General features: G+C 44.1%; 20 protein-coding genes. 16 read left to right on the top strand and 4 right to left on the bottom strand.

Going from position 1 to position 20,808, the window contains the following annotated elements:
• Positions 1 to 3 precede the first annotated feature (3 nt).
• Positions 4 to 573, bottom strand: a complete 570-nt coding sequence (locus F0229_RS02985; RefSeq protein WP_017065300.1) for a hypothetical protein — start codon at positions 571 to 573, stop codon at positions 4 to 6.
• A gap of 227 nt (positions 574 to 800) precedes the next feature.
• On the opposite strand from F0229_RS02985, the gene lolC reads away from it, so the two are divergent.
• From lolC to lolE, 3 genes are read left to right on the top strand one after another with little or no spacing between them, the layout of a single operon-like run.
• Positions 801 to 2,009, top strand: a complete 1,209-nt coding sequence (lolC, locus tag F0229_RS02980) for a lipoprotein-releasing ABC transporter permease subunit LolC (protein WP_017060229.1) — start codon at positions 801 to 803, stop codon at positions 2,007 to 2,009.
• On the top strand, positions 2,002 to 2,694 hold the full coding sequence (lolD, locus tag F0229_RS02975) for a lipoprotein-releasing ABC transporter ATP-binding protein LolD (RefSeq protein WP_017060230.1): 693 nt from the start codon (positions 2,002 to 2,004) through the stop codon (positions 2,692 to 2,694). The genes lolC and lolD overlap by 8 nt, the downstream gene beginning before the upstream one ends.
• Positions 2,695 to 3,939: a lipoprotein-releasing ABC transporter permease subunit LolE gene (gene lolE / locus F0229_RS02970; protein WP_017072111.1), complete on the top strand. Its 1,245-nt coding sequence runs from the start codon at positions 2,695 to 2,697 to the stop codon at positions 3,937 to 3,939.
• A 205-nt stretch (positions 3,940 to 4,144) separates the two neighbouring features.
• Here the strand turns inward: lolE and F0229_RS02965 are convergent, their stop codons facing one another.
• The gene (locus F0229_RS02965) at positions 4,145 to 4,657 is read right to left on the bottom strand and encodes a DUF2062 domain-containing protein (RefSeq protein ID WP_017060232.1); all 513 of its coding nucleotides are present in this window, start codon (positions 4,655 to 4,657) and stop codon (positions 4,145 to 4,147) included.
• Positions 4,658 to 4,674: 17 nt separating this feature from the next.
• Here F0229_RS02965 and F0229_RS02960 point away from each other — a divergent pair, with 17 nt between their 5' ends.
• From F0229_RS02960 to pyrF, 11 genes are all read left to right on the top strand, one after another.
• Positions 4,675 to 7,005 (top strand): DNA internalization-related competence protein ComEC/Rec2, encoded by a 2,331-nt coding sequence (locus F0229_RS02960; protein ID WP_171732196.1) that lies wholly within the window; start codon positions 4,675 to 4,677, stop codon positions 7,003 to 7,005.
• Between the two features lie 31 nt (positions 7,006 to 7,036).
• Positions 7,037 to 8,785 (top strand): lipid A ABC transporter ATP-binding protein/permease MsbA, encoded by a 1,749-nt coding sequence (gene msbA / locus F0229_RS02955; protein ID WP_017060234.1) that lies wholly within the window; start codon positions 7,037 to 7,039, stop codon positions 8,783 to 8,785.
• 13 nt (positions 8,786 to 8,798) lie between these two features.
• Complete coding sequence (gene lpxK / locus F0229_RS02950; RefSeq protein WP_171732220.1) at positions 8,799 to 9,806, top strand: tetraacyldisaccharide 4'-kinase; 1,008 nt, start codon at positions 8,799 to 8,801, stop codon at positions 9,804 to 9,806.
• Positions 9,787 to 9,966, top strand: coding sequence for a Trm112 family protein (locus F0229_RS02945; RefSeq protein ID WP_004736429.1), 180 nt, complete (start codon positions 9,787 to 9,789; stop codon positions 9,964 to 9,966). Before lpxK ends, F0229_RS02945 begins: the two co-directional genes overlap by 20 nt.
• The gene (gene kdsB / locus F0229_RS02940) at positions 9,966 to 10,712 is read left to right on the top strand and encodes a 3-deoxy-manno-octulosonate cytidylyltransferase (RefSeq protein WP_017060236.1); all 747 of its coding nucleotides are present in this window, start codon (positions 9,966 to 9,968) and stop codon (positions 10,710 to 10,712) included. The genes F0229_RS02945 and kdsB overlap by 1 nt, the downstream gene beginning before the upstream one ends.
• A 292-nt stretch (positions 10,713 to 11,004) precedes the next feature.
• On the top strand, positions 11,005 to 11,685 hold the full coding sequence (gene cmk, locus F0229_RS02935) for a (d)CMP kinase (RefSeq protein ID WP_017060237.1): 681 nt from the start codon (positions 11,005 to 11,007) through the stop codon (positions 11,683 to 11,685).
• A gap of 106 nt (positions 11,686 to 11,791) precedes the next feature.
• The gene (gene rpsA, locus F0229_RS02930; protein ID WP_010439921.1) at positions 11,792 to 13,462 is read left to right on the top strand and encodes a 30S ribosomal protein S1; all 1,671 of its coding nucleotides are present in this window, start codon (positions 11,792 to 11,794) and stop codon (positions 13,460 to 13,462) included.
• Between the two features lie 121 nt (positions 13,463 to 13,583).
• Positions 13,584 to 13,868, top strand: coding sequence for an integration host factor subunit beta (gene ihfB, locus F0229_RS02925; RefSeq protein WP_017060238.1), 285 nt, complete (start codon positions 13,584 to 13,586; stop codon positions 13,866 to 13,868).
• 129 nt (positions 13,869 to 13,997) lie between these two features.
• The gene (locus F0229_RS02920) at positions 13,998 to 14,270 is read left to right on the top strand and encodes a LapA family protein (RefSeq protein WP_017065308.1); all 273 of its coding nucleotides are present in this window, start codon (positions 13,998 to 14,000) and stop codon (positions 14,268 to 14,270) included.
• 12 nt (positions 14,271 to 14,282) lie between these two features.
• Entirely contained in the window at positions 14,283 to 15,458 is a 1,176-nt protein-coding gene (gene lapB / locus F0229_RS02915; protein WP_017060240.1) for a lipopolysaccharide assembly protein LapB, read from the top strand.
• Between the two features lie 124 nt (positions 15,459 to 15,582).
• Positions 15,583 to 16,278, top strand: coding sequence for an orotidine-5'-phosphate decarboxylase (pyrF, locus tag F0229_RS02910; RefSeq protein ID WP_017078954.1), 696 nt, complete (start codon positions 15,583 to 15,585; stop codon positions 16,276 to 16,278).
• Between the two features lie 104 nt (positions 16,279 to 16,382).
• On the opposite strand, the gene F0229_RS02905 is transcribed toward pyrF, so the two are convergent.
• Together F0229_RS02905 and F0229_RS02900 are read right to left on the bottom strand one after the other, a co-directional pair.
• Complete coding sequence (locus F0229_RS02905) at positions 16,383 to 17,138, bottom strand: tRNA-(ms[2]io[6]A)-hydroxylase (RefSeq protein WP_017060242.1); 756 nt, start codon at positions 17,136 to 17,138, stop codon at positions 16,383 to 16,385.
• 143 nt (positions 17,139 to 17,281) lie between these two features.
• On the bottom strand, positions 17,282 to 18,046 hold the full coding sequence (locus tag F0229_RS02900) for a hypothetical protein (protein ID WP_017060243.1): 765 nt from the start codon (positions 18,044 to 18,046) through the stop codon (positions 17,282 to 17,284).
• 322 nt (positions 18,047 to 18,368) lie between these two features.
• Here F0229_RS02900 and cysB point away from each other — a divergent pair, with 322 nt between their 5' ends.
• Entirely contained in the window at positions 18,369 to 19,343 is a 975-nt protein-coding gene (cysB, locus tag F0229_RS02895; protein ID WP_017060244.1) for an HTH-type transcriptional regulator CysB, read from the top strand.
• 140 nt (positions 19,344 to 19,483) lie between these two features.
• A complete protein-coding gene (locus F0229_RS02890) occupies positions 19,484 to 20,686 on the top strand; it encodes a methyltransferase (protein ID WP_102393838.1) in 1,203 nt (400 codons plus the stop codon).
• Positions 20,687 to 20,808: the final 122 nt, after the last annotated feature.

Genomic DNA, 20,808 nt, shown 5'->3' with positions numbered 1-20,808 from the left:
AATTTACTTGTTATCTCGGTCTAGAGAGCGTTGACGCAAGAGTTTCTGTTGTTGATAAAGTGCCGCTTTAATTAGCAGGTCTTGGTCGGTATCGCGAAGATGAGCGTATTTAAATTTGATTTCGAAACCTGAGTCTTTCGCCTCGCTAGCAAATACTTCTGCGTAGCAATAAATGGCTGCAGCCGGGTGCTCTAGAAAAAGTTTGGCTTTTACTAAGCGACCCGGTTCGATGTCTGCTTTTGAAAAGCAGGAAAACTGACTCGCACCAAATGAATAGGTGTGAGTGCGAAATTTCTCATCATCTTGCTGCGATAACATAAAGCTCAACAAGAGGTTTAATTTTGAGTTTTGTGCATCCAATAAACTGGTGACATTCTTCAAGTCGCTGTTTTTCAGTTCCGCTCGAGCGCTGTCAGCTAACAGATCCAATTGGCTAAATTCACTTGCCACCACAAATGGTGCTGGGATCTCAGATTCGAATTGAATTTGAGAAGGTAAAGTGAAGCCGCTGTCCATTGGTTCAATATTAGCGGTAAGGCTATGGTGAACGGTGAAAAACTCTTGTTCTGTCATGCGTTAGTTCCTTGAAGTGATCTATTGATTATCGCTATGTGGCCGCAGTAATCAAGGTCAGTTAATTGAAACTATCAAATAGTTGTTTGAAATTTGGTGTTTTGACAGGGTTCTGTTTTTCAGGCCTAACTAATTGAGTTAATTCACTCTATATTTTCAATTACCCCCTACACAGTAACAGCAATACCCGTTACATTAACCCGCATCCCTTTTTGATGGTTCAAAGTATGTTTCATCCTATTTCAATGTTTGTTGGCCTGCGTTATTTGAAAGGCCGTTCAGGTGATCGCTTTAGCCGTTTTGTTTCTTACATGTCGACGGCAGGTATCACCATTGGTGTGCTGTCTTTGATTACTGTTTTATCGGTAATGAATGGATTCGAAGCGCAATTAAAAGACCGAATTCTCGGCGTTCTTCCTCAGGCTGTGGTTTATGAACAAGGAGGCACGACCTCACTTTCTGAAAAAGCCCCAAGCTTCGCAGAACAAATTTCGCTTAATGGTCATGTTGAACCGATTGTTCGCAGTGAGGCAGTGATTCAGAGCCCTGCTCAGCTTTCTGCTGGCCTTTTGATTGGCATCCAACCCAATTCTGATGATCCACTTCAAGACCACTTAATCGCGGGTCGCTTGTCTTCACTTCAAGCTGGGCAATATCAGCTGTTTCTTGGTCATACTCTGGCGAGAAACCTAAAAGTATCGATGGGCGACAAAGTTCGTCTAATGGTGACCAGCGCGAGTCAATACACACCATTGGGGCGTATTCCTAGCCAACGAAATTTCACCGTTGCCGGTATTTTCAATACAGGTTCTGATATCGACGCTCAACTGATGGTGACAGACATCCAAGACGCTGGGCGTTTGATGCGTTATAAATCAGACACTATTTCAGGCTGGCGACTATTTTTTGAAGACCCGTTTGAAGTCGCAGAGTTATCAACTCAGCCATTACCGGAAGGTTGGTTGTGGAGCGACTGGCGAGACCAACGTGGCGAGCTGTTCCAAGCGGTTCGTATGGAGAAAAACATGATGGGCCTAATGCTTGGTCTGATCATCGGGGTTGCTGCATTTAATATTATCTCTGCGCTGATTATGGTGGTGATGGAGAAACAATCTGAGGTCGCGATACTTAAAACTCAGGGCATGACTGACGGCCAAGTGATGGGCATCTTTATGGTTCAGGGCGCGAGTAGTGGCGTGATTGGCGCACTATCCGGCGGCGCACTAGGTGTTGTTCTGGCAATGAACCTTAACCCGATTTTAGAAGCGATGGGTGTTGCTCTATTCTCGTTTGGTGGACAGTTACCAATTTTGATTAACCCAATTCAAATCGCTGTTGTTGTGGTTCTGGCTATTGCACTTAGCCTGATTGCTACTGTATTCCCTTCTTATCGTGCATCGTCTGTGAAACCTGCTGAGGCCCTTCGTTATGAGTAATTTTCTTCAATGTAATGATATCCGTAAAACGTACCGTGAAGGCTCGTTAGATACTGAGGTGCTCAAGGGAGTCAGCTTTGACATCGAAAAGGGTGAGCTAGTAGCAATCATCGGTACCTCTGGCTCGGGCAAAAGTACCTTACTGCATATCTTAGGCGCATTAGACGATGCTTCTGCGGGCAGTGTGAGTTTTCTTGGTCAAGATTTAGCATCTTTGAGTTCGAATAAGCAGGCGAAGCTTCGCAACCAGCATCTTGGCTTTGTGTATCAGTTCCATCATCTTCTATCTGACTTTTCAGCTTTAGAAAACGTGGCGATGCCGTTATTGATTGGCGGCGAAAAGCCCGCTAAAGCAAAGCAAGAAGCACAACGTTTGTTGGACAAAGTTGGATTGAGTCACCGCGTGGACCACCGACCTTCAGAGCTTTCTGGTGGCGAGAGGCAACGTGTGGCGATTGCTCGTGCATTGGTGAATAAGCCTGCGCTAGTGTTGGCGGATGAACCAACCGGTAACCTTGACCATAACACCGCACTGTCTATTTACGACTTAATGCGTGAACTGAACCGTGAATACGATACTGCCTTTTTGGTCGTGACTCACGATGGTGAACTTGCCGGTAAGATGGATCGCCAACTTCACATGCAAGATGGTTTACTGGTCAACGTAGAAAAAGAGGAGAGCTAAGTGTTTTCCTCTTTATCTCTATTGATAGGCGGCCGATTTAGCCGTGCGAAACAACGAGACAAGATGGTGTCGTTCATCTCATTGTCTTCGACGATTGGTATTGCGGTTGGTGTCGCGGTGATCATTATCGGCTTATCTGCGATGAATGGCTTTGAGCGAGAGCTTCAATCACGAGTACTTTCTGTCATTCCTCATGGTGAATTTGAAGGCGTGAATGAGCCTGTGACTCGTTGGGAGCACGTGATTGAGGAGTCGGTTAAGCACGATAAAGTCGTTGCTGCTGCGCCTTATGTGAAAATTACTGCGCTTGCTGAAAAGGGCAAAGAACTCAAAGCAATTGAAGTTCGCGGCGTTGATCCGCAGCTAGAACAACAGGTATCAAGCCTATCGAGTTTTATCGATAAGCAAGCTTGGAGCGAGTTTAAGGCAGGGCAACAACAGATCATTTTGGGTTCTGGTGTAGCGAATGTGCTGGGTGCGAAAGTCGGTGATTATCTGACTTTGATGATTCCGACGGTAAACGGTTCTGTGAAGGTTCAGGCACCAAAACGTGTTCGAGTGAAAGTGGTTGGCTTGCTGACGCTTAATGGTCAGATAGATCACAGTTTGGCGCTAATCCCGATTGGTGATGCTCAGGTCTACGCAAACTTAGGTGAGGCGGTAACTGGGGTTTCTTTGAAAGTGACCGATGTGCTGAACGCGAACTCTATTGTGCGTGAAGTGGGCAATCAGCTTGATGTGTATGTGTATCTACGAAGCTGGCAGCAGAAGTTTGGTTTCTTGTATCGAGATATCCAACTCGTTCGTACCATCATGTATCTGGTGATGGTACTGGTTATTGGTGTGGCTTGTTTCAATATTGTCTCGACGCTAATGATGGCAGTAAAAGACAGAGCATCAGAGATCGCGATTTTAAGAACCATGGGTGCATCAGACGGCCTTGTGAAGCGCATCTTTGTTTGGCAGGGCGTATTCTCAGGCGTGTTAGGCAGTTTAGTGGGCAGTGCAATAGGTGTGCTAGTCGCTCTTAATCTCACGACACTAATCAAAGGACTTGAAAAGTTGGTCGATCACCAGTTCTTGTCCGGTGATATCTATTTTGTCGACTTCTTGCCATCACAACTTGATATGACGGATGTTGTTGTGGTTTCCGGCACTGCGATTGTGCTGAGTTTACTGGCGACATGGTACCCAGCATCACGCGCGGCGAAGTTGAATCCAGCCTCAGTGCTGAGTTCTAAATAGCATTAGCCTAAATAACAGGCCGTCAGTTTTCAGTCGATACAAAAAAGGATCCCAGTGGGATCCTTTTTTATTGAATTCAATTCGTGTTCTTTACGACTTTCGTTACATGCCAATCTTGCAGAGGTAAGTAGCTCATCCGATTTTAACTTGTGTACGTTTTAAGTGAAGCGCATACAAGGTTAGATTGAATAACAAGAAATGGCGTTCAGTGCCTTGCTTGTCGCTTCTTCCAACTTCTTACTACTGAGTAGCGCCATAAACCGCGAATACCAAAGTAGCCAATCATTGCTGAAACTACGCCACAAATCAGACAACCCAATAAGAACGGAGGCCCTATAGTGCTCATTTGCGCCAAGATGAAGTCCCAAGACAATTCGAAATGGAAGGCTTGCGGTGGCACATGCATAACAAACGCCCCGACTTTATAAGCAAAGTAGAAGAGAACAGGCATGGTAACCGGGTTACTGATCCAAACAAGTGCGACAGCTAAAGGCAGGTTAACGCCACATGCGACAGCAAGGCCTGCAGACATAATCATTTGACTTGGTAGAGGGACAAACGCCATGAATAACCCAACAGCAAACGCGCCAGCCGCAGAGCGACGATTAAGGCACCATAAGTTGGGGTTGTACAAAACATTGCCAAAAACTTTCAATGCTTTCTGACGCTTGATTAGATCATGGTCAGGCATAAATCGTTTGATAAACTTTCTTGGCATAGGAGGAAGCTACTCTCTTGTTTAACACTTGGTTCTTGATTTCATTTGCTGCGACAGTTGTGTCTGCCAGCTTCTGGCCTGTGATGCCACATTGGGTTTGGGCACCATTGATGCTGTTGTTACTGCTAGCACCAACAAAGTATAGCGTTTTCCGGAGTGCAAGAGGTCCAGTAACAGCATTGATACTAGTTATCTGCCTAGGGAATGCGATTGAAATACAAACGAGTCGCTTATTCCAATCAGGGCAGAATACTACCATAAATGCGTCGGTTGTTAGCCTTTTTAGTGAAAATAGCCACGGTTTTGAAAGCGTAATAGTAGTCAGATCAATTGGCGGCGAAAAATTAATCTTTCCTCAATTGATAAAATTGCGTTTGTTTACTCCTTTCAAGCTAACGCTTGGAGATGATGTCTATTTATCGGCCTCAATAAAGCCGATATGGGGCAAACTCAACGAAGCCGGCTTTGACCGAGAAAAGTACTTGTTTAGTGCTGGCGTGGTTGCCAATGCAACTTACAGAGCAGATACCAAGTACCGAATTCATTCTAGCACCAACTTACGCGCCCAATGGTTTGAAGCCAGCCTTGAAAGGTTAAGTCTGCTGGCAAATCAAGATCTCATTATCGCTTTGAGTTTTGGATATCGAGACCTTATTCCGCCTCAGCGGTGGGATATGCTTAAAAGCAGTGGCCTGATTCACTTGATGGCTATTTCGGGGCTGCATATTGGGATTGCCTTTGGTATCGGCTATCAGATTGGCAAGATATTAAGGTTACTTTCCCCTTCATTTCTTTGGTTACCTACAATATTCGGGCTCGGCTTGGCGTATTTCTATAGTTGGTTTGCTGGATTCACGCTGCCAACTTTGAGAGCTTTGGTGATGTGCGTTATCGCGAGTTATTTCTTGTGGCGTGGGCAAAATATCAGTTTGCTTCGGTATGTTACTTTAAGTGTGTGCGTGGTTCTGCTGATTTGGCCGTTTTCAGCTTTGTCGAGCAGTTTTTGGTTGTCCTTTGGTGCATTGGGCGCTGTTTTCTATATCGCCTGTAATACTCAGCGCTCAGCTTCAAGCTTTACATTTATCGACCACGCACTCCAACTTATTAAGCTTCAACTGATGCTGACATTCCTGATCACACCGTTTTCGATGCTGTTCTTTAGCGGAGTTAGCTTAGTCTCTGTTTTCTACAATTTACTCCTTTTGCCTTGGGTATCGATGGTGACGATCCCGCTGTTGTTTCTGGCAATGTTTCTAAGCTTAATATCGGAGTCAGTGTCTGGCGTGGTTGGTATAACAGCGCTAGACAATGATTTGGTCAGTCAGCTGTGGAAGTTAGTCGACTTATCGCTTGAGCCTCTCGTATTTAGTCTTCCTTTCTCTGAGCGATTTTGGATCCAAGTCGATAATCAGACGATTGCATTATCAGTATTCCTTATCTTGTTTTTGAGCTTTGTTAGTCGGTATTTCAAGCGAACATTATCGATATTGGTAACTGCAGTGTTTGTGCTGTGGTGGGAGTTCAGCAAACCCCAGCAAGACAAACTAACTATTGATATCTTGGATGTTGGGCATGGGTTGTCTTTGGTCTTGGAAAAGAACAATCAGATTGTTGTTTATGATCTTGGCAATGCGTGGCCAGGAGGCTCGGTTGTTGAGTCTTTGTTGATTCCTACTTTGAATCAGCGGGGGATTTATGAATTAGAAGGCGTGATTGTGAGTCATTTCGATTCTGACCATGCTGGTGGTTATCCGGCATTACTTGAGAACTATACGCCAAAGTGGATAAGAACCAGTCAGAACATTATTCAAGAACGCCAATCTATCACTCAAGCCCCGTCTAATATTCAAACATGTACTATTGGAGAGGTTTGGAACTGGCAAGATGTTGTTTTTGAGGTGTTGTGGCCGCCTAAGCAAGTAAAGAGGGCGTATAACCCACATTCGTGTGTGGTCAAGATCTCAGATCATAGTGCTGATTTCTCAATGTTGCTCACTGGTGATATTGAACTGGTAAGTGAGTGGTTACTTGCTCGTGAAGGAGAACAGCTAAGGAGTGATGTTATGTTGGTTCCGCATCATGGCAGCGATTCGTCATCGATTAAGTCGTTTATTGAGGCGGTGTCTCCTCAGCTGGCGATAGCTTCTCTTGCCAAAGGCAACCAGTGGGGAATGCCGAGTGAGTTTGTTATTGAACGTTATCAGGAAGCGGGGAGTACTTGGCTAGATACTGGAGAAAGCGGACAAATAACCATCACTCTTAGCAAAGAAGGTTGGCAATATCATGCGATTAGAGAACAACAAGGCGGGCAGTGGTATAGGCAGATGCTCCGTAAGGGAGTAGAATAGATAGATTATTGTGAGAAAATTAAGCGATTCTATGTCAACACAAACAGATGAAACTACCTGGGTCACATTTAAAAGACTTTGGACTTATATTCGATTATATAAGGCCGGCCTAGGTGTTGCGGTAATTGCGCTTATTATAAATGCCGTTTCTGATACCTATATGATTTCCTTACTAAAGCCGTTACTTGATGAAGGCTTTGGTAATGCTGAATCTGACTTTTTACGTACACTTCCACTTATTATCTTTGCCATGATGTTCGTTCGTGGCGTCAGTGGCTTTGTTTCAACCTATTGCTTGAGTTGGGTCTCTGGCAATGTGGTGATGGAAATTCGTCGTAAGATTTTCAGCCATTTCATGCACATGCCTGTTTCTTTCTTCGATAAAGAACAGACAGGCGCATTGCTATCTCGAATTACTTACGATTCAGAGCAAGTGTCTGCAGCAACCAGTAAAGCGTTAGTCAGTATTGTCCGTGAAGGTGCAAGTATTATTGGCTTGTTGACGCTGATGTTCTGGAATAGTTGGCAGTTATCTTTGGTGTTATTTGCTGTAGCGCCTTTGGTTGCGTGGGCGATCAGTATCGTATCGAAGCGATTCAGAAAGATCTCTAAGAACATGCAAACTAGCATGGGTCACGTTGCTTCTTCAGCTGAACAAATGCTGAAAGGGCATAAAGTGGTTCTAACTTACGGTGGTCAAGATCTAGAAAAACACCGCTTTGATAAAGTTAGTAACCAAATGCGCCAACAAAGCATGAAGTTAATCACTGCTCAAGCGGCCGCTAACCCGATTATTCAAATGATCGCATCAGTTGCGATTGTTGTTGTTCTATTCCTTGCTAGTGTCGATTCTATTAAAGCCGAGCTTACTGCTGGTACGTTTACCGTTGTGTTCTCTGCAATGTTTGGTCTATTACGTCCGCTAAAGGCGTTAACTAACGTAACGTCTGAATTCCAACGTGGTATGGCTGCGAGTACGACTCTATTTGGCTTGATGGATCTAGATACCGAGCAAAACAAAGGGACGTTGAAACCTGAAACTGTAATGGGTGAAGTGGCTGTTAAAGATGTCACGTTTACTTATGACGGTGCAGAGAAACCAGCACTTGATAAGATCAGCTTCAATATACCGAAAGGTAAAACGGTTGCGCTTGTTGGGCGATCTGGCTCGGGTAAGAGTACCATTGCTAACCTATTCACTCGTTTTTATGACGTAGACTCTGGTTCAATTGAGCTTGATGGCCACGACATTCGTGATTACGAATTGAGAAATCTGCGTGAGCACTTTGCGCTCGTTTCTCAAAATGTACATCTGTTTAACGATACGGTGGCTAACAACATCGCTTACGCAGCAGAAGAACAGTATTCACGTGAACAGATCGAATACGCGGCTAAGCTTGCTCATGCAAGTGAGTTTATCGAAGGCATGGAAAATGGCATCGATACCGTTGTTGGTGAAAATGGCGCAAGCCTTTCTGGTGGTCAAAGACAACGTATTGCGATTGCACGTGCTTTATTAAGAGATGCGCCTGTGCTGATTCTTGATGAGGCGACGTCTGCACTGGATACTGAGTCAGAGAGAGCGATTCAATCTGCACTAGAAGAACTGCAGAAAGACAAAACAGTATTAGTTATCGCACACAGACTCTCTACCATCGAGCAAGCTGATGAGATTCTAGTGGTTGATGATGGTCATATTGTAGAAAGGGGCGCACATGCTGAGCTAATCGCGCATGATGGTGCTTATGCACAATTACACCGAATTCAGTTCAGCGGATAAATTAGGTCTTGTTGTGATCGAAAAGATTTGGTTTAACAATCACCCGTTGAAATATCTTCTCTGGCCGCTTTTGTGGCCACTGAGTCTGCTGTTCAAAATGATCAGTAGTCGGCGTCGTGACGCTTATCTCTCAGGGAATAAAGAGACCTACCGCCCGCCTTTACCTGTTATTGTTGTGGGCAATATTACTGCTGGTGGAAATGGTAAAACACCGGTTGTGATTTGGTTAGTTGAGATGCTTCAGGCTCACGGCTTTAAACCCGGAGTCGTATCTCGTGGCTACGGTGCAAAAGCACCAAGCTATCCGTTGGTGTTGGATGAAAATACCCCAGCTGAGCATTCGGGTGATGAACCTCGCTTGATTCGTAAGCGAACTGGTGCGCCAGTCGCAGTCGACCCTGTGCGAGCTAACGCAGTGAAAGCATTGCTGAGCAAAGGCGTTGATGTGATTATCACTGACGATGGCCTTCAGCATTACGCGCTTGAACGCGACATTGAATTTGCAGTTATCGACGGCGCAAGACGCTTTGGTAGTGAGAGTTTGATTCCTTTAGGTCCATTACGAGAGCCGGTTTCTCGTTTAGATGAAGTCGACTTTTTGGTAAACAATGGCGGTAAAGCGCACGGTCGAGAGTTCTCGATGTCTTTGCTTCCAAGCCAAGCAGTTAACCTAAAGACTGGTCAGAAAAGGTCTGTGGCAGAATTACACAAGCTGGTGGCTTTTGCCGGTATTGGCCACCCACCGCGCTTTTTTAAAACATTGGAAGATCTTGATGGTGATGTGGTTTTCACACAGGGCTTCGCCGACCATCAAGATTTTGATAAAGATGAACTTCATGCCTTAGCTAATAAAGGTATGAATCTGATTATGACAGAAAAAGACGCTGTAAAATGCGAAGAATATGCGCAAGATAACTGGTGGTATCTTCCAGTTTCTGCGCAGTTTGATGAAGATTCGCAACAGCAAATTTTAAAAAGAATAAAAGAGGTTATGGAATACTATGGATCACCGTCTACTTGAGATCGTTGCTTGCCCTGTATGTAAAGGTAAACTAACTTTTGACAAGGATAAGCAAGAGCTTGTTTGTAAAATTGATCGCCTTGCTTACCCAATTAAAGAGGGTATTCCTGTTCTTTTAGAACCTGAAGCTCGCACCGTTTCTATGGATGAGGGTAAGTAATGTCTTATACGGTTGTTATACCTGCAAGATACCAATCGAGCCGTTTACCAGGGAAGCCACTTGCTGACATTGGTGGAAAGCCGATGATTCAATGGGTATACGAACAGTCAATGAAAGCGGGTGCCGATAACGTTATTATCGCTACCGACGACGCTCGAGTTGAAAAAGCGGCTAAAGCATTTGGCGCGACCGTTTGTATGACATCACCGAATCACGAATCGGGCACTGAACGCCTAGCTGAAGTGATTGAAGTTATGAATATTCCTGATGATCATATTATCGTGAATGTTCAAGGTGATGAGCCACTTATCCCACCTTCAATCATTAATCAGGTTGCCAACAATCTTGCTAACAGTACAGCCCCGATGGCAACGTTAGGTGTGGAAATTACTCATGCTGATGAAGTGTTTAACCCTAACGCTGTAAAAGTCGTGACGGATAAAGACGGTTACGCACTGTATTTTAGTCGTGCGACGATTCCTTGGGATCGCGATGCTTACGCGAACAACGGTACAGCTGCGGAATCTCCTTTGCTTCGTCATATTGGTATCTATGCTTACCGAGCGGGTTTTATCAATACCTACATTAATTGGGAACCAAGCACTCTTGAACGTATTGAGTGCCTAGAGCAATTACGAGTACTTTGGTACGGTGAAAAAATCCACGTAGACGTTGCGGCGGAAGCACCGGCTGCTGGTGTTGATACGCCTGAAGACCTAGAAGCGGTTCGAGCTATTATTGGCTAAGCTTCTTTGAGCGAGTTCTTCTTTGCTCTACAAAATGAAAAATCATGAGCCTTGCTTATTGCGAGGCTTTTTTCTATCTACCGAAAAGTGCGCTATCGAAAAGCGCGTGTGTGTCTTATTGACCTAAGCAAACGGATATTGGGATAGTTGCATTGGTTTATGCATCATCAACACGGAATTATCTGAGATTTACCTCGCTCGAGTTCCAATTTTTCTCTATAATATGCCGCCTATAAAGTAGTGGCGAATCGCTAGTACAGAATAAAACTTACGACAAAACGTGGAGTAAAAGATGCCTTCTCAAAGCCCAGTGATTACGGTTGATGGACCAAGTGGTGCAGGTAAAGGTACCCTGTGTATGTTGCTAGCAGATAAGCTAGGCTTTCATCTTCTAGACTCAGGCGCGATCTATCGCGTATTGGCTTTAGCGGCAATTCACCATGGTGTGGATACTGAATCAGAGGATGCTTTAGTACCGCTTGCTACACACTTAGACGTGCAGTTTATTGCTGAAGGCGACTTAGTTAAGGTTATCCTAGAAGGTGAAGATGTGTCTGGTGAACTTCGTAAAGAAGAGACAGGCATGGCGGCTTCAAAAGTTGCTGCTTTACCTCGCGTTCGCGAAGCACTGCTTCGTCGTCAACGTGCATTCAGCGCTGCGCCTGGTTTGGTTGCAGATGGTCGTGACATGGGAACTGTTGTGTTTCCTGAAGCTGAAGCGAAAATATTTTTAGATGCAAGTGCTGAAGAGCGTGCGAGTCGCCGCCTTAAACAGTTGCAACAGAAGGGGTTAGATGTTAAATTTGACGACCTTTTGAGCGAGATCCAAGAGCGAGACGACCGAGATCGTAATCGTCCAGTGGCGCCACTTCGCCCTGCAGAGGATGCTCTAGTGCTTGATTCCACCTCAATGAATATTGAGCAGGTAGTAGAAAAAGCACTACACTATATTGAATCGAAACTGGCTGGGTAATTTCGCCGAGCTAGTACGAACGTTGGTCGCAAGGATGATGACCGGCGAATTTATCAACCCCATGCGGTAGGATACCCATGGACGTTTAATTATTGAAGATTAAATAATGACTGAATCTTTTGCTCAACTCTTTGAAGAGTTTCTATCTGAAACTGAATTCCAACAAGGCAGCATCGTTAAAGGTACTGTAGTAGCTATCGAGAACGGTTTCGTTCTTGTAGACGCTGGTCTTAAGTCTGAATCTGCTATCCCTGCTGAACAATTCAAGAACGCTGCTGGCGAACTTGAAGTTGAAGTTGGTGCTGAAGTAGACGTAGCTCTAGACGCTGTTGAAGATGGTTTCGGTGAAACTCAACTTTCTCGTGAGAAAGCTAAGCGTCACGAAGCTTGGATCGTACTTGAGAAAGCTTGCGAAGAAGCTGAAACTGTTGTTGGTATCATCAACGGTAAAGTTAAAGGCGGTTTCACTGTTGAACTTAACGGTATCCGTGCTTTCCTTCCTGGTTCTCTAGTAGACGTACGTCCTATCCGTGACACTGCTCACCTAGAAAACAAAGAGCTAGAGTTCAAAGTAATCAAGCTAGACCAGAAGCGTAACAACGTTGTTGTTTCTCGTCGTGCTGTTATCGAATCTGAAAACAGTGTTGAGCGTGACGAACTTCTTGAAACTCTACAAGAAGGTACTGAAGTTAAAGGTATCGTTAAGAACCTTACTGACTACGGTGCATTCGTTGACCTTGGCGGTGTTGACGGTCTTCTACATATCACAGATATGGCTTGGAAGCGCGTTAAGCACCCATCAGAGATCGTTAACGTTGGTGACGAAATCCTAGTTAAAGTTCTTAAGTTCGATCGTGAGCGCACTCGTGTTTCACTAGGTCTTAAGCAACTAGGCGAAGATCCATGGGTAGCAATCGCTAAGCGTTACCCAGAAGGTCACAAGCTTTCTGGTCGTGTTACAAACCTAACTGACTACGGCTGCTTCGTTGAAATCGAAGAAGGCGTTGAAGGTCTAGTACACGTTTCTGAAATGGATTGGACTAACAAGAACATCCACCCTTCTAAAGTTGTTAATGTTGGCGACGAAGTTGAGGTTATGGTTCTTGATATCGACGAAGAACGTCGTCGTATCTCTCTAGGTCTGAAACAGTGTAAAGCTAACCCATGGCAGTCATTTGCAGAAATGCAAGCTAAGGGCGACAAAGTTACTGGTAAGATCAAGTCTATCACTGACTTTGGTATCTTCATCGGTCTAGAAGGCGGTATCGACGGTCTTGTACACCTATCTGACATTTCTTGGAACGCTGCCGGCGAAGAAGCTGTACGTGAATACAAGAAAGGCGACGAAATCTCTGCTGTTGTTCTAGCAGTAGATGCAGAGCGTGAGCGTATTTCTCTTGGCGTTAAGCAAATGGAAAACGACCCGTTCAACGCATACGTTGCTGACAACAAGAAAGGTGTTCTTGTAAACGGTACTGTTACTGCAGTTGACGCGAAAGGCGCTACTATCGAGCTAATCGAAGGCGTTGAAGGTTACATCCGCGCTTCTGAAGTTTCTCGCGACCGTATCGAAGATGCATCTCTAATCCTAAGCGTTGGCGACAGCGTTGAAGCGAAGTTCACTGGTGTAGACCGTAAGAACCGCGTAATCAACCTATCTATCAAAGCTAAAGATGAAGCTGATGAGCAAGAAGCAATGGCTTCACTGAACAAGTCTGAAGAAGGCGCGTTCGGTAACGCAATGGCAGACGCATTCAAAGCTGCTAAAGGCGAATAATAGCTTCTCATTAAGAGAATTATAGCTATCTAGCCAAGAAAGGAGCCGTAAGGCTCCTTTTTTTTTGCTTATTTTTCCGATAGGTCTATAATTTCTAAAAAGAAAACCAACGAGGGTAACTATGACTAAGTCTGAATTGATTGAAAGACTGTGCGCTGAGCAAACGCATCTTTCTGCAAAAGAAATTGAAGACGCTGTAAAAGACATTTTAGAGCATATGGCTTCAACACTAGAAAGTGGTGATCGAATCGAAATTCGCGGTTTTGGCAGTTTCTCTCTGCATTATCGTGAGCCTCGTGTTGGACGTAACCCAAAGACTGGTGACAAGGTTGAGTTAGAAGGTAAATACGTTCCTCACTTCAAACCAGGTAAAGAGCTGCGTGAACGAGTAAACTCAGGAATGTAGCCTACTTATCGGAATTAAGAAAAGCGGCATACTATAATGTATGCCGCTTTTTTATGACCATAATATGGTGGTCTGATTAGTAATTTTCCTGCATAATCGTACAGCTAACCAACCAATGAGTGATGAACTATGAAAATTATAAAAATAGTCGCCGTTATCGCACTTTTCCTAATTGCACTGGCTTTAGGCTCTCAAAACCAAGCAACTGTGAATTTCAACTATCTGCTAGCGCAAGGTGACTTCCACCTATCAAGTTTATTAGGTGTTGTATTCGTTTCAGGCTTCGCCCTTGCTTGGTTAGTCTTTGGTAATATGCACATGCGGTCTCAGCTAAAAATTCATCGCTTGAAGAAGCAACTCAATAAGCAATCAAAGCAGGTCGCTGCTGATACTAAAGCTTAAAGGCTATATTTGATGTTAGAGTTACTGTTCTTACTTTTGCCCATCGCAGCCGCTTATGGCTGGTATATGGGTAATCGTAATGCTCAGCAAGAAAAACAAAAGCAATCACACCAGATCTCCCGTCAATACGTGACGGGTTTGAACCTATTACTGTCAGACCAATCTGACAAAGCGGTTGATCACTTCATTGAGCTGCTTCAAGTAGACAATGAAACCATCGATACTCACTTGGCTTTGGGCAACTTGTTCCGCTCAAGAGGCGAAGTCGACCGCGCTATTCGTATTCACCAAAATCTCATCTCTCGTTCGGGGCTTACCCTCGATCAGAAAAATCTCGCACTGCAACAATTAGCTAAAGACTACATGGTCTCTGGCTTCCTTGATCGCGCTGAAAAAATCTTTGAACAACTTGTAGAAGAACCTGACCATAAAGAGGGCGCTTTACAGCAGTTGGTGGCTATTTATCAGCAGACCCGTGAGTGGAACAAGGCTATCCATTACGGAAATATCTTAGTTAAGCTCGGCAAGAAAAAAATGAAGATGCGTGCGACCGTTGCGCATTTTTGGTGTGAACTTGCAATGCAAGAACAAGCCGATGGTAATCGTTCTAAAGCGCTCCAGCATTTTAAGAAGGCGCTTTCTGAAGACCCTAAATGTGTTCGTGCAAGTATCGCGCTAGGGAAGTTCCACTTAGCGAACGAAGATTACCAAAAGACAATTGATTGTCTTGAGTCGGTACTAGAACAAGATATCGATTTTATCAGTGAGGTGTTACCAACCCTTGCTGAGTGTTACCACAAGCTTGGACAAGAAGCTCAATTGGTCGAGTTCCTCAAAGCGTGTATTCAGAAGAAAGCAGGTGTATCTGCTGAACTGATGCTGGCGCAATTGGTTGCTCACCATGAAGATGTAGGCTCTGCTCAAGAGTTACTGACAAAGCAGCTTGTTAAAAATCCAACCATGAAAGGTTTTTATCGATTAATCGATTACCACCTAGCGGAAGCAGAAGAAGGCCGAGCAAAAGACAGCTTAACCACACTTCAATCTATGGTTGGTGAACAGCTTAAGGTTAAGCCTCATTACCGTTGTCGTCAGTGTGGTTTCTCGACACACTCTTTGTATTGGCACTGCCCTTCATGTAAAGGGTGGGGGACGATCAAGCCTATTCGTGGGCTTGATGGTGAATAGATTTGTGGTCACTTTAAGACCAAATTATTAATTGCAGCTTTCGGGCTGCATTTTTATGACTGTTATTTATCACCTGCTTAGGTGATTAGAAATTTTTAGAAAGTTAACTGCGTTAGGAGATGAAATGAACGACCAAAAAATCATTGTAGCCTTGGATTATGATAATCAAGCGGATGCGTTAGCCTTTGTCGATCGAATTGACCCAGCATCTTGCCGCCTAAAAGTGGGCAAAGAGATGTTTACCCTGTTTGGCCCTGAATTTGTTCGTGAATTACATAAGCGTGGTTTCTCAGTATTTTTAGACCTTAAATTCCACGACATCCCGAACACATGTTCAAAAGCAGTCCGTGCTGCCGCTGAACTGGGTGTTTGGATGGTGAACGTACACGCAAGTGGCGGTGAGCGTATGATGACGGCTTCTCGCGAAATCTTAGAACCTTATGGCAAAGATCGTCCACTGTTAATCGGTGTAACGGTACTCACCAGTATGGAGCAATCTGACTTAGCGGGTATCGGTCTGGATCTTGAACCACAACAACAAGTGATGCGCTTGGCTTCTCTAACGAAAAACTCTGGCTTAGACGGTGTTGTATGTTCTGCACAAGAGGCTTCTTTGCTTAAAGGTGCACTTGGTCAAGAGTTCAAGCTAGTTACTCCAGGTATTCGTCCTGTCGGCGCAGATGTGGGTGACCAGAAGCGCATCATGACGCCTTCTAAAGCGATTGAATCAGGTTCAGACTACCTTGTTATTGGTCGTCCGATTACGCAAGCGATAGACCCTGCTGCTGTACTTGCAGAGATCAACGGTACGCTTGCTTAAGTCTATATTTGGATTGAGATATAAATAAAGAAGGCCAGCAAATTGCTGGCCTTAATTTTTTAGTCTGGATTAGTCTAAACTGGACTGAATGTTCTGTGTGGAGCCTAAACCGGAGCACCACTATGGAATTTGAAGTCGCTGTCTTCTGAAGTGATAAGATCAGCTTCTACTTGAGCAAAATGCGAAATACGCTCTGAAATATCTTTCCCTGCGATCTGTTCTGCTAGCTCAAGGTAATCTTGGTAGTGGCGAGCTTCTGAGCGAAGTAGAGACACGTAAAACTTCTCCATGTCTTCTTCCAAGAAAGGAGCCAATTTAGCGAAGCGCTCACAAGAGCGAGCTTCAATAAACGCACCGATGATAAGCTTATCAACCAGAGCATCAGGCTCGTAAGTCTTAACTTGTTTGATCAAGCCCTTAGCGTAACGACCCGCCTCGATTGGCTGGTAAGTCACGCCTTTCTTCTCCATCAACTCCATGACTTGGTAGAAGTGATGCAGCTCTTCTTTGATCAGTAAAACCATCTTATCGATTAGGTCAGCACCGTAATTACAGCCTTCTTTCGCTGTGATTTGCTTGGATACGTTGCTTTTACCACGCAGAGACTCTAAGTCTCCGATACGACGGTAAGCAAATTGCTCGTATGGCAAAATCCATTCATTCAGTTGCTTCGCGCTTTCTTTATCGACGGCGTACTTGCGAATAAGGAATAAAGCACTCTGTGCCGCCTTAAGTTCACACAGCATGTGATCGCGTAGAATGATGTGAAGATTTTCTGGCTTTTTGGCTTCATCTATCCATGAATCTGGCGTTTCGGCTTTAAGAAAAGAGTGGATTGGAGCGAGTAATTCTTGATACATGGTCAGGGAAATTTTGTTGATAATGCGGGGATTTTATCACAGCTCAAGAGATCTCCCTATACAGAGAAAGGAAATTCAACAGCTACAAAAAAGGCCGCCTATTTAATGTAAATAAGGCGGCCTTTAAGTGTTGAGTTAGACTGTTACCATTTCTTCTTCTGACCGAAGAGGGCATCCATATCGTCTTCTCGTTCTTTAGATTCCATCTGCTGCAAATCTTGAGCGTTTTTGTCTTGGCGTTTCTGGTCAAGCTCGTTAAGCATCTGTTGAAGCTTTTCTTTGGCTTGATTAGAGTACGAGTCGTTCTTAGTCGCCAAAGCATCAATACCTTTGCGTAATAGCTGAATCGCTGTTCCCGGTTGTCCGCGAGAAATCGAATCGTTTGCACGTTTGATAACATTTTCAATGTTAATACGGATTTGAATTGTTTCTAGGCGAGCATTTTCAACCACATAAGCTTGAGTCTCGAAACGGCCTTTATTGTGCTCGTTGCGCACCGTATCACGCAGGCGTTTAACTAACTTAAGCATCATGATCGCTTGCTTGTCACTACTTGGTACGCGGAAAGCGGTACTCTCGCCACCTTTGTAGTTCTCTTTTAGCTGAGTGATTTGTTGTTTTACGCTTTCAATGCGTTGGGCAAGCTGCTTATTTTTTGGATCGAGTTGATACATGTTTTCTAATGCATCAAGAATTCGATTGTTTAAGCATACAAGAAGATCTTGGCTAAACGGCATGTGATGAGCGTTGCCAATCAGTTCTTCTGTACCGTCAATAATGGTTAGATAACGAGAAGCTTCCTGTTTCTTCGCTGTTTCTACCTTAACTTTATATTGAAGCATGATGTTGTAGCCTAAAACTAACACCAAAAGAACGGCTACTAAGACGATTATTAAACCAATATTCATATATTTGAGTCTGCTTATTATTTTCTATAGCTAACTGGAGAGGATACACGATTCCATTGTGTATCGGCACTCGTAAATTGCAATTTCTGATTATCTCTTGTTGAGCGAAATCGGCAATCAAAACTTACCAACTAATGTATGAGAATGAGGGTTGGGTTGCAAAGCGTTAGTGATGTTTTTGTTTGTTAAGCTAGAAAAACTCAATTTTCCTGTCATTTTTGTGTTCGAAGCGTTATAACTATTAATTATATTACACGCGACTATAACGCTCTCTTTGCAAATAAGTTAGCACAGAAATGAGTAAAGGATTACGAGGTTAGATATGAAGTTACAGCAACTGAAGTACATTGTTGAGGTTGTAAACCATAACCTAAATGTTTCAGCTACAGCAGAGAGTTTGTACACATCTCAGCCTGGCATTAGTAAGCAAGTTAGATTACTTGAAGACGAACTAGGCATTCAGATTTTTGAGCGTAGCGGCAAGCATCTAACGCAGGTTACCCAAGCGGGTGAGGATATCATTCGTATCTCTCAAGAGATTTTGGCGCGCGTTGAAAGCATTAAAGCGGTAGCGGGTGAACACACACATCCAGAGATGGGTACATTGAATATTTCAACGACTCATACTCAAGCTCGTTATGCACTGCCTGATGTGATTAAAGGTTTCACGGCGCGCTATCCAAAAGTATCGCTTCACATGCACCAAGGTACGCCAAGCCAAATGTCAGAAGCCGTCGCTAAAGGTACAGCGAATTTTGCGATTGCAACGGAAGCGCTACACCTTTACCAAGATGCGATTATGCTGCCTTGTTACCACTGGAACCGTTCGATCGTCGTGACCAAAGATCACCCTCTGGCACAGAAGCGTAATATCACGATCGAAGATCTTGCGGCTTACTCTCTCGTGACTTATGTATTTGGTTTCACTGGCCGTTCTGAGCTTGATACCGCGTTTAACAAAGTAGGTTTAACACCGCGTGTTGTGTTTACTGCGACCGATGCAGACGTAATCAAAACCTACGTTCGTATGGGCATTGGTGTTGGTGTAATTGCAAGTATGGCTATTGACCACGAGCAAGATACTGATTTGGTTGCGATTGATGCGAGCCATCTATTTGGTGCGAGCACAACTAGCATTGGTTTTAGAAAAGGCACCTTCTTGCGTTCTTACATGTTTGATTTCATGGAGCGTTTTGCACCGCACTTAACTCGCCCTGTGGTTGAGCAAGCTATTTCTTTGAAATCGAACGAAGAGATCGAAGAGATGTTTAAAGATATCGAACTGCCAGTTCGTTAATCTCATCGTGTAAATTTTGATTCTTATTCGGCCTGTATTTGCAGGCCGTTTTTCTTTTGGGCTTTTAGTTTTCGTTTTCTTTATCGGGCCTTTCCATTTCGACCTCTTACCCCTACAATCCACGCATCATAGGGGGAAGCATGCATTCACGATTTAAAATACTCGATTCATTTTTGCTAGAGCATCAGATTTACTGGCGTTCAGAGCCTTTTCACCTATGCCAAACTCAACAGCAGCCGTGGAAAGAGGTCAATCGTCCACTCGTTGATTGGTTAGAAAGCTTAGATAATGAAAGCATTCAAACCTTAAAAGAGCAGCCTCAGCTTTTGATTGAGGAACTGACTCGTTTCCTACCTGAATTAGAAACTGCTACCCAAAACATCCAGTTCGATAACACTGCTTTGGTTGGTTTAGACCTCCCACGTGGTACTGCTGATGGTATTCCTGGCCGAAAGCTACATCAAATTGTCGCAATGGGCGAGGCTGCATTATGCCATCACCATGGCAAAGAGTGGCTCGAGTGGTGTTCTGGTAAAGGCTTTCTTGGTCGAATCCTATCTCAGCAATCGGATCAAAAAGTCACTAGCTTTGAATGGCAGCAATCGTTATGCGAAAGCGGACAAAAGATTGCGGATGACCAGAAGTTAGCGATGGATTTTGTTCAAGGAGATGCGTTTTCAGACAAGGCCGATGACGTGTTTAATTCGTACCAACATGCCGTGGCCCTTCATGCTTGTGGTGATCTTCATGTTGAGCTAGTTAAAAAGTCAGTGTCACATGGGCTACCAGCGGTCACTATTTCTCCTTGTTGTTATCATCTTATTCGAGACGAAAACTATCAAGCGATGTCTTCTATCGCGAAAAGCTCAGCATTAACGTTAAGTAAGAGCGACTTGAGAATCCCGCTTCAAGAAACCGTTACTGGTGGTGAAAGAGTAAAAAGACATCGTCAACTAGAGATGAGCTATCGTCTAGGCTTCAGCCAGTTGCTTAAGGCTGAACTTAACATTGACGAATACATTCCTGTACCGAGCATCAAAAAATCAGAGTTAGCTGAGGGTTTTGAATCTTTCTGCCGTTGGGCATCTGAAGTGAAAGAGCTATCGCTGGGCTCAGATATTGATTTTGACTCTTATTTGATTCAAGGCGAAGCGCTTTTCTGGGAAATGGAAAAGCTGAGTTTGGTTCAACAAGTCTTTAGACGACCATTAGAGATATGGCTGGCTTTAGATCGCGCTATCTATCTGCAAGAGCAAGGTTATGAAGCTACGATTGAAGAGTTCTGTGAACGCAGTATTACGCCAAGAAATCTATTGATTCATGGGGTTAAAATCGAGCGCTAGTGGTAAACCGTACTGTTACGTGTTTTTACGAACTAAATCCATTAATGCAAAAAAGCCAGCGCGACATAATGTCGTACTGGCTTTTTGTTTAATGTGTATGAGTTAACTGAACGCTTCAACGA

It is taken from the genome of Vibrio sp. AIC-3, assembly GCF_013114515.1.
Taxonomy (GTDB): Bacteria; Pseudomonadota; Gammaproteobacteria; order Enterobacterales; family Vibrionaceae; genus Vibrio; species Vibrio crassostreae_C.
The sequence above is the reverse complement of the archived record's forward strand: the minus strand, read 5'-3'. Positions and strand labels throughout refer to the sequence as shown.